The 13,607-nt window shown below is 68.9% G+C and carries 12 protein-coding genes; 1 reads left to right on the forward strand and 11 read right to left on the reverse strand.

The annotated features are described in order from the left end of the window. Positions 1-5 precede the first annotated feature (5 nt). The 11 genes from ABL312_RS20635 to ABL312_RS20685 form a co-directional block, all read right to left on the reverse strand. A complete protein-coding gene (locus tag ABL312_RS20635; protein ID WP_349359277.1) occupies positions 6-914 on the reverse strand; it encodes a DMT family transporter in 909 nt (302 codons plus the stop codon). Then, positions 908-1,231 (reverse strand): cupin domain-containing protein, encoded by a 324-nt coding sequence (locus ABL312_RS20640; RefSeq protein WP_349359278.1) that lies wholly within the window; start codon positions 1,229-1,231, stop codon positions 908-910. The genes ABL312_RS20635 and ABL312_RS20640 overlap by 7 nt, the downstream gene beginning before the upstream one ends. Then, positions 1,228-2,286 (reverse strand): histone deacetylase family protein, encoded by a 1,059-nt coding sequence (locus ABL312_RS20645; protein WP_349359279.1) that lies wholly within the window; start codon positions 2,284-2,286, stop codon positions 1,228-1,230. The genes ABL312_RS20640 and ABL312_RS20645 overlap by 4 nt, the downstream gene beginning before the upstream one ends. Before the next feature lie 28 nt (positions 2,287-2,314). Further along, the gene (locus tag ABL312_RS20650) at positions 2,315-3,583 is read right to left on the reverse strand and encodes a Zn-dependent hydrolase (RefSeq protein WP_349359280.1); all 1,269 of its coding nucleotides are present in this window, start codon (positions 3,581-3,583) and stop codon (positions 2,315-2,317) included. 79 nt (positions 3,584-3,662) lie between these two features. Continuing rightward, positions 3,663-4,649, reverse strand: coding sequence for a 2-dehydropantoate 2-reductase (locus ABL312_RS20655; protein ID WP_349359281.1), 987 nt, complete (start codon positions 4,647-4,649; stop codon positions 3,663-3,665). Next, positions 4,649-6,358: an ABC transporter ATP-binding protein gene (locus ABL312_RS20660; protein ID WP_349359282.1), complete on the reverse strand. Its 1,710-nt coding sequence runs from the start codon at positions 6,356-6,358 to the stop codon at positions 4,649-4,651. The genes ABL312_RS20655 and ABL312_RS20660 overlap by 1 nt, the downstream gene beginning before the upstream one ends. Before the next feature lie 2 nt (positions 6,359-6,360). Beyond that, positions 6,361-7,200: an ABC transporter permease gene (locus ABL312_RS20665; protein ID WP_349359283.1), complete on the reverse strand. Its 840-nt coding sequence runs from the start codon at positions 7,198-7,200 to the stop codon at positions 6,361-6,363. Further along, a complete protein-coding gene (locus ABL312_RS20670; RefSeq protein ID WP_349359284.1) occupies positions 7,200-8,177 on the reverse strand; it encodes an ABC transporter permease in 978 nt (325 codons plus the stop codon). Before ABL312_RS20670 ends, ABL312_RS20665 begins: the two co-directional genes overlap by 1 nt. A 99-nt stretch (positions 8,178-8,276) precedes the next feature. Further along, positions 8,277-9,896, reverse strand: coding sequence for an ABC transporter substrate-binding protein (locus ABL312_RS20675; RefSeq protein WP_349359285.1), 1,620 nt, complete (start codon positions 9,894-9,896; stop codon positions 8,277-8,279). A gap of 153 nt (positions 9,897-10,049) precedes the next feature. Continuing rightward, on the reverse strand, positions 10,050-10,826 hold the full coding sequence (locus tag ABL312_RS20680) for a class II aldolase/adducin family protein (RefSeq protein ID WP_349359286.1): 777 nt from the start codon (positions 10,824-10,826) through the stop codon (positions 10,050-10,052). Continuing rightward, positions 10,823-12,250 carry an ArgE/DapE family deacylase gene (locus tag ABL312_RS20685; RefSeq protein ID WP_349359287.1) on the reverse strand — a complete coding sequence of 476 codons (1,428 nt, stop codon included), beginning with the start codon at positions 12,248-12,250 and terminating at the stop codon, positions 10,823-10,825. Before ABL312_RS20685 ends, ABL312_RS20680 begins: the two co-directional genes overlap by 4 nt. Before the next feature lie 398 nt (positions 12,251-12,648). On the opposite strand from ABL312_RS20685, the gene ABL312_RS20690 reads away from it, so the two are divergent. Further along, complete coding sequence (locus ABL312_RS20690; protein WP_349359288.1) at positions 12,649-13,605, forward strand: LysR family transcriptional regulator; 957 nt, start codon at positions 12,649-12,651, stop codon at positions 13,603-13,605. Positions 13,606-13,607 lie beyond the last annotated feature (2 nt).

The raw sequence follows: 13,607 nt of genomic DNA on the forward strand, positions 1-13,607 counted from the left end.
CGCCGTCACGCGACGGCGGGCTTCTTCGCGCGTTTCGGCACCGGGCCCATGACGCAGGCGACGGCGGCGAGCACCAGCGCGAGCGCGGCGAGCATGTTCCATGTCAGCGCGTCGCCGAGCAGCAGCACCGAACCGCTCACCCCGACGATGGGGGTCAGCAGCGTGCCGAGCGTCGCCTGTCCGACACTGAGCCGGCGCACGATCAGGAACCACATGGTCTGCGCGAGGCCGATGGAAAACACGATGTGATAGGCAAGCGCGCCGAGCACCGGGGCCGACAGGCCGGCCGGCGACGGAAGACCGCCGATGAGCGCGGCCGCCACGATCATCGGGAGGGCCGCCACCGCGTATTGCCAGCCCGTCACCACGATCATGCTCGACGTCCAGGTGGTACGCTTCATGACAACCGTGCCGAGCGCCCAGCTCACCGCCGCGCCGAGCATGAAGCCGACGCCAAGCGGGCTGAGGGCGGCCCCCCGCAGCGCATCGACCCCGAGCAGCACCGCGAGCCCCGCCATGCCGCAGGCCAGTCCGACCGCCTGACGCAGGCCGGGCCGTTCGCCGAGCAGCGGCCACGCCAGAAGAGCCGCCCAGGCCGGCATGGTGAAGGCGATGATCGCGGCGCGCGAGGTCGCCATGTTCAACTGTCCGAAGGCGGTGAACAGGTTGAAGGCGAGGATGTTCAGCATCCCCGCCATCAGGATCGGCAGGATCTCGCCGCGTCGCGGCAGCAACCCGCGCCGGCGCAGAACGGCGAGGGCGAAGAGGATCAGCGCGCCGGCCGAAAAGCCGATGGCGCGCAGCGGAACCGGCGGCACCTCGGCCAGTGCGATCTTCACCGCCGGCCAGTTGAGGCCCCAGAAGAGCCCGAGCAGGGCGACCGCCGCGAAGCGGCCCGCTGGAAGGTTCAGCACCTCGGGTTTCCGATGGGAGCGTCGAGGAACTCGACCTCCACGAAGGCCAGATCGGTGTCGGAGGCGTTGATCACATTGTGGCTGGTTCCGGCCGCGCGGCAGTAGCTGCGCCCGGGCACGAGGTCGGCCTCGGTGACGCTGCCGTCGGGATGCTCCAGACGCAGGGTTCCGGCGGTGAGCGGCACGATCACATAGGAATAGTCGTGCACGTGGTCCCCGGTTTCCGCGCCGGGCGCGAAGCGCCATTCGGTGACGCGGGTCAGGCCGTTTTCCAGATGATGCACGCTGGTGGCCTGCTGGCGGGCGGTCTCGGTCATGCTGTCTCTCCGTCGGGGGTGGTCCAACCGTCGAGGAAGCTCCCGAGGTTGGCGTTGAGGGCGTCGATGGCGTAGCCGCCTTCCTGGATGATCACGGTCGGAAGGCGCATGGCGCGCAAGATCCGCGCAAGGCGGGCGAAACCGGGCGTGGTGACGCCGAAGGCCGCCAGCGGATCGTGCATGTAGGTGTCGAAGCCGAGCGACAGGATCAGGATCTCCGGGCCGAAGCGGCCGATCTCCGCGCAGATGGCCTCAGTCTCGGCAAGGAAGGTCGCCTCGTCCGTGCCGAGCGGCAGCGGGCGGTTCAACGTGTAGCCGAGCCCGCGCCCCTCGCCACGCTCGTGCGCGTGGCCGGCCAGGAAGGGATAGAAGCCGTCCGGATCCGCATGGACGGAGGCGAACAGCACATCGTCGCGGTCGTAAAAGATCTCCTGCGTGCCGTTGCCGTGGTGCACGTCGACGTCGAGGATGGCGACCCGCGGCCGCTGGCCCCGGGCGGTGAGCAGGCTCAGGCACTCCTGCGCGGCGATGGCCGCGTGGTTCAGAAAACAGAAGCCGCCGGCCCGGTCGCGGCTGGCGTGATGCCCGGGCGGGCGGCACACGGCATAGGCGGTGTCCTCCGCGCCGGTGGCGACGAGGCGGGCGGCATGCACCGCGCTGTTGGCCGACCAGGCCGTCGCCCGCCAGGTGCCGGCGGCGATGGGGCAGGCGGTGTCGGACAGATGAAAGCCGGCCTGACCGACCACGTCGCGCGGGTAGGACTGCATTCCGGGTCCGCGAAACACATTGGGAATGACGGCGGGGCTTGCGTCCTCAAGCCGCGACCACCGCTCGTAGGCGGTCTCCAGGAACGCCAGATAGTCGCGGCTGTGCACGGCGGCGCGCGGACCCGGCCCATAGTCGGGCGGCAGGTCGGGCGCGAGGCCCCGCGCGCTCAGAAGCTCCACGATGGCGCGCGCGCGCTCCGGCTTTTCCGGCACCGGCCGGGGTTCGCCGCGAACGAGGAACCGCGGCGGCTCATGCAGCACGGCGTCGGGGTGATAGACGGTCCGCATCGCGCGAAACTCCCTTGCTTGCGTGGTGTCAGGCGCGCCCGGCCGTGTCGAGCACGGCATCGAACAGCACCGCGCAGCCCTGTGCGCCATGGTCGGGGACGATGTTCTCGCGCTCGTTGTGGCTGATGCCGCCCTCGCAGGGGATGAAGATCATGGCGGTCGGCACCTTGCGCGCCAGATAGACCGCGTCGTGGCCGGCGCCGGACACGATGTCGCGATGGGCGAAGCCGCGCGCCTCGGCGCTCGCCCGCACCCGGCCGATCAGCGTCGCGTCGAAGGCGGTGGAGGGGAACTGCCAGAAGTCGCGCACGGCCACGTCGAGCCCGAGCGCCGTGCCGATGTCGCCCGCGCGGGCGCGCAACGCCGCGTCCATGCGCCCGAGCACTTCCATGTCCGGATGACGCAGGTCGGCGGTGAGGAAACACTGGCCGGGGATCACATTGCGCGAATGCGGGCTGACGTCGAGGATGCCGACCGTGCCGCAGGCGTCCTCGCCATGGTCCAGCGCGACCTGACGCACGGCTTCGACGAGGCGGGCGGCGCCCACCAGCGCATCCTTGCGCAGGCGCATCGGCGTCGGGCCGGCGTGCGCCTCGCGTCCGGTGACGGTGACCTCGTACCAGCGCTGCCCCTGGGCGCCGGTGACGACGCCGATGGGCAGGCCGCAGTCTTCCAGCACCGGCCCCTGTTCGATATGCGCCTCGAAATAGGCGGCCATCGGGTGGTCGGTCGGATCGGCCGTGCCGCGATAGCCGATGCGCTCCAGCTCGTCGCCCAGGCGCGCACCATCCTGCCCGACCTTGTCGAGGATCTCCTGCAAGGTGAACTCGCCGGTGTACACGCCCGAGCCCATCATCGGCGGCGAGAAGCGCGCGCCTTCCTCGTTGGTCCAGGACACGACCTCGACGGGATGACGGGTCGCGATCCCGGCGTCGTTGAGGGTGCGGATCACCTCCAGCCCGGCGAGCACGCCGAAGACCCCGTCGAAGCGCCCGCCGGTCGGCTGGGTGTCCAGATGGCTGCCGATCACCACGGGGGGAAGGGCCGGATCGGTGCCGGCGCGGCGCGCGACGATGTTGCCGACCGCATCGACGGTGACGCTGCAGCCGGCGGCGCGGCACCAGGTTACGAAGAGATCGCGCCCGGCCTTGTCCTCGTCGCTCAGCGCCAGGCGGCGGTTGCCGCCTTTCGGCGTCGCGCCGATGGCGGCCATCTCCATCAGGGAGCGCCACAGGCGGGCCGCATTGATCGGCAGATCGGGGGTGAACACGGGCAGTGCGTCGGCGGATACGGTCATGGCTGTCTCGTTCGCTGGCAAAGGACATGCGCCGGCGTGTGGCGGCGCGGGACGCGGGAAGGTGAGGGCGGGGGGGCGGTCAGGCGGCGCGGGCGGCGTTGCGGGTGCGCACGCGCAGGGAGACGAGCGCGCGCACGGACCGCAGCGTCGGCGTGTCGACGCCGGCCATCTCCGCCAGCTCGATCACCGATCCGAGGATGGCGGGAAGCTCCAGCCGGCGTCCGGCCTCGTAGTCCTGCAGCATCGAGGTCTTGAAATCCCCGACGGCGGCGGCACTTTGCATGCGCTGCTCGATGTCTTCCTGGAAGGTCACGCCGAGCCTCTCGGCCACGGCGCGCGCCTCGCTCATCATGGCGACGCCGATCTCGCGCAGGCCCGGATCGGTGCACAGCGTGGTGAGCGTGGCCCCGGTCAGCACGCTGGTCGGGTTGTACCAGATGTTGCCGAGGAGCTTGGTCCAGACCTCCGCGCGGATGTCGGTCGTGGCGCGGGCCTGAAAACCGGCCTTGCCGAAGATGTCGGCGAGCGCGTCGATCTCCGGCAGGGGGCGTCCCGCAGGATCGCCGAACACGAAGCGCTGGCCGTCGATGTGGCGGATGCGCCCCGGGCCGTCGTTCTCCACCGCCACATAGGTGCAGGCGCCGACGATGCGCTGCGCGTCGAGGCTCTCCGACAGCGTGCCGTCCGGGTCGACCGAAGTCATGCGCCGGTCGGCCAGCGGGGCCGGCTGGGCATGCGGGTACCACCAGGGAATGCCGTTGATCATCGGCACGACGCGCGTGTGCGGGCCGCACAGGCTGGCCATGGTGGCCAGCACGCCGGGCAGCGCATAGGTCTTGACGCAGAGGATGATCACGTCCTGCGGTCCGGCCGCCACCGGGTCGTCGGTAACACGCACCTCATGGTGGCCGACGCGGTTGTCGGGGGAGACGACGAGCAGCCCCTTTTGCCGGATCTGCGCGGCGGTGGCGGCGCGCGCGACCAGCGTGACGTCGGCTTGCGCGGCCGTGAGCCGCGCGGCGAGCAGATTGCCCACCGCGCCGGCGCCGATGATCGCGATGCGCATCAGCGGGCCTCCCCCGGTTGCGCGGCGTGTGCCGCCGCATGTGCCGCCGCCCGGGTCGACCGTTGCGCGCCCTCGCCGAGCAGATGCGCCGGCACCTCCCAGTCGCGGCCGGGGATCGCGTCGAGCAGCGTGCGCGTGTACTCGTGCTTCGGGTTGGTGAACACCGCGCGGGCGGAGTCCATTTCCACGATCTTGCCGAGCCGCATCACCGCGATGGTGTCGCAGACCTGGGCGGCGACGCGCAGGTCGTGGGTGATGAAGAGCATCGACAGGTTCAGCCGGTGGCGGATGTCGTCGAGCAGGTTCAGCACCTGCGTCTGGACAGAGACGTCGAGCGCCGAGACGGGCTCGTCGGCGACGATCAGCTTGGGCTCCATGGCGAGCGCGCGGGCGATCGAGATGCGCTGGCGCTGGCCGCCGGAGAACTCGTGCGGGAAGCGGTCGGCGGCCGAGGCATCGAGCCCGACCAGTTCCAGCAGTTCGCGGGCGCGGGCGAGGGCCGCATCGCGGTCCTCGCCGAAGGCCACCGGCCCCTGCGAGATGATGTCGCCCACCTTGTGCCTGGGATTGAGCGAGGCATAGGGATCCTGGAAGATCATCTGGATGTCACGGCGGAACGGGCGGAACTGTCGCTTGGAGAGGCGCAGCAGGTCGGTGCCCTTGTAGTCGATCACGCCGCTGTCGGGCACGCTCAGGCCGACGAGGCTGCGCCCCAGCGTCGACTTGCCCGAACCGGATTCGCCGACGAGGCCGACGGTCTCGCCGGGATGGATGGTCAGCGAGATGTCGTCGCCGGCGACCACCTCGCGCCCCCTGGCGAACAGCCCGCCGCCGATGTGGAAGCGCTTGTTGACCTTCTCCGCCTTGAGCAGCGCGCCGCCCTGGCGGACGAAATCGTCGCGGTGCTCGATGTAATGCGGCACCGAGGCGATCAGGCCGCGGGTGTAGGGGTGCTGCGGATCGTTGAGGACCTTCGCAGCGGGGCCGATCTCCACCAGCCTGCCCTGCTGCATCACGGCCACGCGGTCGGCGATTTCCGCCACCACGCCGATGTCGTGGGTGATGAACATCACCCCCATGTGGCGCTCGTGCTGGATCGTCTTGATCAGCTGCAGGATCTGCTTCTGGGTCGTCACGTCGAGCGCGGTGGTCGGCTCGTCGGCGATCAGGATATCGGGCTTGAGGGCCAGCGCCATGGCGATCATCACGCGCTGGCGCTGCCCGCCCGACAGACGGAAGGGATAGCTGCGGCGCAATTCATCCGGATTGGGCAGGCCGACGTCCTCGAAGAGCTCCAGCACGCGCTGGCCGCGCTCCGCCTTGGACATCGGGCTGTGCACCCGCAACACTTCCTCGATCTGCTCGCCGACCCGCATCAGGGGATTGAGGGCGGTCATCGGCTCCTGGAAGATCATGCTGATGCGGCTGCCGCGCAGCGCGCGCTGGTCGGCCTCCGTCATCGTCACGATGTCGCGGCCCTTGAAGCGCGCCTCGCCGGCGACGACGCGCACATGCGGGCGGGGCAGCAGGCCCATCACCGCATGCGCGGTCATCGACTTGCCCGAGCCGGATTCGCCCACCACGCAGAGGATCTCGTTGGGATTGAGGGCGAGCGTCACGTCCTCGACCGCATGCGGCCGGTCGGCGCCCTCGGGCAGGGCGATGGAGAGCCCGCGCACGTCCAGAAGCGGTTGCGTCGGTTCGGTCATGGTCATTTCCCTTTGCGGCGCAGGCGCGGGTTGAGGGCGTCGTTGAGCCCCTCGCCGACCAGATTCAGGGCCATCACGGTCAACAGGATCGCGATGCCGGGGAAGAAGCTCATCCACCAGGCCTGACGGATCACGGTGCGCGCCGCGCCGACCATGTAGCCCCAGCTCATGGCGTTGGGGTCGCCGAGGCCGAGGAAGCTCAGCGAGCTTTCCAGCAGGATCGCGGTCGCGACCATCAGCGAGGCCGACACGATGATCGGCGACAGGCTGTTGGGCAGGATCTGGCGCAGGATGATGGTGGCGCTCGACTGGCCGCTGGTGACGGCCGCCTGCACGAATTCGCGCGAGCGCAGCGCCATGAACTCGCCGCGCGCCAGCCGCGCCAGCGGTGGCCAGCTGACGATGGCGATGGAGATCACGATGCTCTCCAGGCTGGGCGTGAAGATCGCCACAAGCACCACCGCCAGCACGAAGTTCGGCACCGTCTGGAACAATTCGGTGAAGCGCATGATGGCATCGTCCACCCAGCCGCCGTGATAGCCGGCGATGGCGCCCAGCACGACGCCGATGACGAGCGCCACGGCCGTCGACGTCAGGCCGACGAGCAGCGAGACGCGCGCGCCGTGCGCGATTCCCGCGGCGACGTCGCGGCCGAGCGTGTCGGCGCCCAAAAGCGCGTCCTCCGACATCGGCGGGGCGAAGGGCATGGCGGTCATGTCCCAGGGGCTGAAGGGGTAGAGCACGTCGGCAAGGGCGGCGAGCAGCACCACCGCGATGAGGATCGCGAGCCCCACGACGGCGCCCTTGTTGCGGGCGAAGGCTTTCCAGAAGTCCCGGCTCATCAGGAGACCTCCACGCGCGGGTCGACGAGGGAATAGAGGATGTCGGTGATGATGTTGAAGACGATCACCAGCACCGAGGTGATGAAGAAGATGCCGAGCAGCACCTGGTAGTCGCGTTGCAGCACCGCGTCGAAGGCGAGCCGTCCGAGGCCCGGCCAGGCGAACACGGTCTCGATCAGGATCGAGCCGCCGATCAGATGGCCGGCCTGGATGCCGGCGAAGGTGATGACCGGCAGGATGGCGTTGCGCAGGATGTGGCGGGCGACGATGGGGCCTTCGCGCAGACCCTTGGCCCGGGCCGTCTTGACGAAGTCCATGTCGCGCACCTCCAGGATCGAGGCGCGGGTGAGCCGCGTATAGACGGCCATGTAGAACAGGCCGAGCGTGACGACCGGCAGGATCATGTGCTGGACGATGTCCCATACGCGGGCGAACCCGGTGAGATTGGCGCCAATGGTCTCGTAGCCGAAGGCCGGCAGCCAGCCGAGATTGACCGAGAACAGCAGGGCGAGCATCAGCCCGACCCAGTAGATCGGCGTGGCGTAGGACAGGAGCGCGATCACCGTGATCGCCGTGTCGCCCCAGCGCCCGACGTTCATGGCCGCGAGCGTGCCCATCAGGACGCCGCCGACCAGCGCGAGCACGAAGGCGCTCAGCGTCAGCACGAGCGTCGCCGGCAGGCGCTCCATCATCAGGTCCCAGACCGGGCGCTGCTGGCGGTAGGAGAAACCGAGGTCGCCCTGCGCGACATTGCCGACATAGGAGACGAGCTGTTCGTGCAAGGGACGGTCCAGGCCGAACTGCTCGCGCAGCTGCGCGACGAACTCCTCGTCGGCGGCGCCGGCCTCGCCCGCCATCACCATCGCGGGGTCGCCGGGCGCGGCATGGACCAGAAGGAAATTCAGGATGACGATGGCCAGCAGAATGAACACTGCCTTGACCAGCCGTCGTCCGAGAAAGGAGGCGTATCCGGCCATAGGTCGGGTCTTCCTGTTCGGGTGCCGTGAGAAAACGGGGCGCGGCCGGGCAGGGGGCGGCGCGGTCCGCCGCCCCCGTCAACCGTCACGTCGTGACCGTCACTTCATGTCGAGCCAGGCGTCGGCGTAGGATTCGTTGACGCCGATCGCGGTGGTGGTCGAGCCCTTGAGGCGGGTGTCCTTCAGGGTCGGGAACTCCATCTCCATCAGCCAGGCGACGGGGACGTCCTCGACCAGGATCTTCTGCACCGCGCTGTAGAGCGCCTGGCGCTTCTCCGGATCGGTTTCCTGCGCGGCCTCGGCGAACAGGCGGTCCACCTCCGGGTTGTCGTAGCCCATGGTGTTGGAGAACATCACGCCCTTGCGGATGTTGTCCGAGATGTAGGTGCGGGCCACGCCCAGCGCCGGATCGCCGTACTGGTACAGGAAGTTGGTGGTCATCTCGTAGTCCCAGTTGGACACGCGCTGCACCCATCCGGCCGCGTCGGTGCTCTCCAGCACCACCTCGATGCCGACCTTGCCGAGCGACTGCTTGATGTATTCCGCCAGCCGGGTCCAGGTCTCGCCATAGGGCATGGGCAGGAAGCGGACGGTGGCGCGCACGCCGTCGGCGTCCGGCTCGAGGCCCATCTCGTCGAGCAGGGCGACGGCCTTGTCGCGATCGAGCGCATAGGGCGTGACGTCGGGCTCGTAGAACTTGGTGACCGAGTTGACCGGACCGGTCGGCACGCGGCCGAGCCCGAACCAGATGCGGTCGCGGATGAATTCGCGGTCCAGCGCATAGAGGATGGCCTGCCGGAAGCGCTTGTCGTTGAGCGGTTCGACCCGGTGGTTCATCTCGATCCAGGCCATCGGGGCGACGAATTCGTAGCCCTTCAGCTCAAGCTCCACATGCGGCAGCGCGGCCAGCCGCTGGACGTCGAACGGCTCGATGGCGTTGTACTGCGTCTGCTGGATGCTGCCGCTTTCCAGCGCCACGGCGCGCGAGGCGGCGTCGGGGATCACCTTGAAGTAGATCTCGTCCAGATACGGCTTGCCCTCCTGCCAGTAGGCGTCGTTGCGCGTCAGATGGATGTGGCTGCCCTTGACCCACTCCGCGAACTTGAACGGACCGGTTCCGATCGGCGTCCCGTTCATCGGATTGTTGCGGTAGTCCGTGCCCTGGTAGATATGCGCGGGCATCATCGGCGCGGAGGACACCTCGAAGGCCAGCAGGAACGCCGGGAAGGGCTCCTTCAGGCGGAACTCGACGGTGTGGTCGTCAAGCGCGGTGATCGATTCCGCACGCGAGAAATTGGCGCGGGCGCGCGGGTGGGTGTCCATCAGGAACTCCGAGGCGCTGAACACCACGTCATCGGCGGTGAAGGGCTCGCCGTCGTGCCAGGTCACACCTTCCTCCAGATGGAAGGTGTAGGTCTTGCCGTCCTCCGACACCTCCCAGCTCCTGGCGAGGCCCGGCTTCGGGCTGAGATCGAAGTCGTAGGTCAGGAGGCCCTCGTAGATCTTGCCGGCGACGGTCTGCGTGGGGCCCTGCTGGTTGAGGCCCAGAATGAGCAGCGGCGGCTCGGGCTGGACGACGATGTTGAGGGTGCCGCCGCGCTGCGGTTGCTCCGCGGCCTGCGCGGGGGCCGTGTGCGGGAGAAACCCGGTCGGGACGAGGGCGGCGGACAGCAGGGCTGCCGCCAGGATCTTTCGGAAGGGTCGCGGATGACTGTTCATGGTCGCTGTGCTTTTCCCTGATCTGGCTTGGTGGTTATCGGTTCGTTTGCATGCCGGCCGGCCCGGGTGGCGCCGAGAAGGGCGAGCCACCTGGCCGGTCCATCCCGCGTGCCGGCATGCGCGGCGGGACATCGGTGGAACGGCGGGCGGGTGCTAGCTGCGGTAGCCGTCCCCGTCCTCGCGTTCGATCCAGCGCAGGAGCGGCTCCCACTCCAGCGTGCCGGCGCGCGGGTATTTCTCCTCGTACTGACGCGCCGTGTGTTCGCAGACCTCTGCGGCGGGGAACACGAGCTCCCGCCCGCCGGACAGGGCGGCGATCTGCTCGCGGCAGCTTTGTTCGAAGTAATGGGCGAGGATCGCGGCCTCGCGCACGTCGCGGCCGACGGTGAGATAGCCGTGATTGCGCAGCAGCATGGTGTGATGCCGACCCAGATCGGCGGCGAGACGCTCGCGCTCCGCAAGGTCGAGTGCGATGCCTTCATAGGTGTGATATGCGAGGCGGTTGTACCAGCGCAGGCTGTGCTGGGTCAGCGGCAGCAGCCCCTCCTTCTGGGCGCTGACCGCCATGCCGGCCGTGGTGTGCAGGTGAATGACGCTGCCGGCATCGGGCCGCGCGTCGTGGATCGCGCTGTGGATGGTGAAGCCGGCCGGATTGCAGTCCCACTCCGTCTCTTCCGCGAGATTGCCGTCGGCATCGACCTTGACCAGATTGGAGGCGGTCACCTCGTGAAACATCAGGCCGTAGGGATTGATGAGGAAGCGGTCCGGCTCGCCGGGAACCCGGGCCGACATGTGCGTGTAGACCAGATCGGTCATGCCGAGCAGGTGGAACAGGCGGTAGGCGGCGGCGAGGTCGACGCGCGTCGCCCATTCCTCGGGGCTGACGCTTGCCTGTTTCGCCGGCGGTGCGGTGTCGCTTGGCGCGGTCACGTGGATACTCCGTTTTCTGGAAGAGGATTGTCTGAGTGGGGCCCGTCGGCGGGGGCGGCGCGACGCTCGACGCCGCACCAGGACGCGATGAACAGCGCCAGCACGCGGGTGACGTCACGCAGGCTGTCGAGCGAGACGGATTCGTCGATCCCGTGGATGTCGGAGGCCTGCGGTCCGTAGCAGGTGACCGGCATGTCGCCGTAGAGCCGGAAGAAGCGGGCGTCGGTCGTGCAGGTGGCGGCCAGATCCCGGGGGGTGTCGCCGCGCACCTGCCGGTGGCAGTCGGCGAGAAGGTCCATCATCGCGTGGTCGCGCTCGAGGACGCAGCCCTCCGCCTGGAATCCCCGATAGTCGATCGCGATCTCCGCCTTGCCGACCAGCGGATCCTCGCGCCGCGCGCGCGCGATCTCGCGCGCCACCGCCTCCTTGACCTCATGGATGCGCATCCCGGGATAAAAACCGATCCGCAGGTCGAGCGTGCAGCGGGTCGGCACCGAGGAGGCCCATTCGCCGCCCTGGATGCCGCCGAGGTTGAAGTTGACCGGGTGCGGATGGTCGGCGAAGGCCGGATGCTTGTGCGCGTCCGTGTTCCACCGCGCTTCCAGATCGCGCAGATGGGCGACGAGACGCATCGCGGCGTCGATGGCGTTGCAGCCGGCCGCCGTGTCCAGCGCATGGGCGGGCGTGCCGGTCACCGTCAGTCGCAGCCACAGCACGCCGAGCTGGGCGACCAGAAGACTATGATCGAAAGGCTCGGGAATGATCACCGCATCCGCCGTGTAGCCGCGATGCAGGCAGGCGAGCGCGCCGTTGCCGGTGCATTCCTCCTCGATGACCGATTGCAGATAGACCGGCGCGGCCGGCGCAAGCCCCAGATCGCCGAGCGCGGCGAAGGCGGCGGTATAGGCGACGATGCCCGCCTTCATGTCGCCGGCGCCGCGTCCGTAGAGCCGGCCATCGCGCACCGTCGGCTCGAAGGGCGGTGTGCGCCACAACTCCGCCGGTCCGGCCGGAACCACGTCGATATGTCCGTTGAGGATGAGGGACCGGCCCGTGTGCGCGGCCGGGCGGTGCACGCCGACAACGTTCTCGCGGCCCGCGTAGGGGAGGATCGACGGCGAATAGCCGGGTTCGCCGCGAAGGGCGTCCTCGTCCACCTCGAAGCGGTCGACGTCCAGGCCGAGGGCGTCGAAGGTCTCGGCCATCAGGGCCTGGGCGCCCGCTTCGGCGCCGAGGACGGAAGCTTTGCGCACCAGATCGCAGAGCAGGTCCACCGCCCAGCCGGCGCGGGCGTCGGCGGCCTCGATCAGCGCGGCGCGCAGCGCCTCCGGGCCGGCATCGCCGACGGGATCGTCAAGGGCAGCATCGGGCGTGCGCGCGCCATCGCGCGCGCCGCCACCGCCGCCCGGGGCGGGTCGGGTCATTGCTGTTCAGCCTCCCAAGGGGAGCCGGATGCGCCCGGCAGGCGGTCGCGCTGCGAGGGGCCCGGCACCGGATGTCCTGCGTCGGTCGTCGCGCGTCGGGGTCCGGGAGGACCCGCCCCGGGCATGAGGCCTCGGGAGGCCTCGGGGGGGCGGCAGCGCAGGGGCCGACGGCGCGCATTGGGGCGCGGAACGGCGCGGGAGGCAAATAGCTAATGCTGATTTGTGATATTAATGAATTTAATGGGTGGGAAGAATGGTCGGCTCCCGTCGTCCGGCGGAGCGGCGCGAAAAATCGGGAATATCCAGGAGAAACAGGAAACTAATTCGTATTACGTCGGTCATTTGTGTTTTTCTGGTTTTATGGCAAACCTCGCGAAAAGGGACGGGAAGGGGGCTGAATGGCGTCTGAGAAGGAGCTCGACCGTCTTGGGCGGGAACTCGACTGGAACCTGCTGCGCACCTACATGGTGATCGTGCAGGAGGGCAGCATCACCGGCGCGGCCGCGCGGCTGTTCCTGACCCAGCCGGCCGTCAGTCTGGCGCTCAAGCGTCTGGAGGACCGGCTCGGACGGCGCCTGATCGAGCGTGGCCACGGCCGCTTCCGCGTGACCGAGGTGGGCGACCACATCTATCGCGAGGTGGTGGAGATCTTCGGCACGATCTCGCGATTCGGGGTGCTGGTGCGCGACGTGCGCGAGGAGATCTCCGGCCATGTGCGGGTCGTGATGACCAGCCGCATCCAGACCCGGATCCTCAACGAGGCGCTGGACGAGTTTCACCGGCTGCATCCGCAGGTGACCTTCCGCATCGACGTGATGGTGTCGACGGACGTGCATGTGGCCGTGCAGCAGAAGATCGGCTCGGTCGGCATCTGCCTTTTGCGCGAGCCGATCCCGGGGCTGGAGAACGAGGTGCTGATCCATCAGACCTACCGGCTCTATTGCGGTCCGCAGCACCGGTTCTTCGGCAGGAGCGGCCTCGAGGTCGGCGATCTGCGTCACGAGGATTTCGTGTCCTTCACCTCCGACCAGCTCGACGGGGAACTGTCGCCGCTGGCGGTGTTTCGCGCCAAGGAGGGCTTCGCGGGACGGATCGTCGGGTCTTCGGCCAATCTGGAGGAGGTGCGGCGCATGATTGTGTGCGGTCTGGGCATCGGTCCGCTGCCCGAGCACATCGCCGCGCAGGATGTCGCCGCCGGTCTCTTGTGGGAGTTGCCGCCCTACGAAGGCGTGGCGCCGGTCAACATTCATCTGATCTGGAACAGGAGCGCCAAGTTCAACCGGGCGGAAAAGGCCTTCCTCGACTACCTGCGTGGCAAGCTGGCGGACCTGCCGATCTCCGACCGCCGGCCGTGACT

The organism is Stappia sp., assembly GCF_040110915.1.
Taxonomy (GTDB): Bacteria; Pseudomonadota; Alphaproteobacteria; order Rhizobiales; family Stappiaceae; genus Stappia.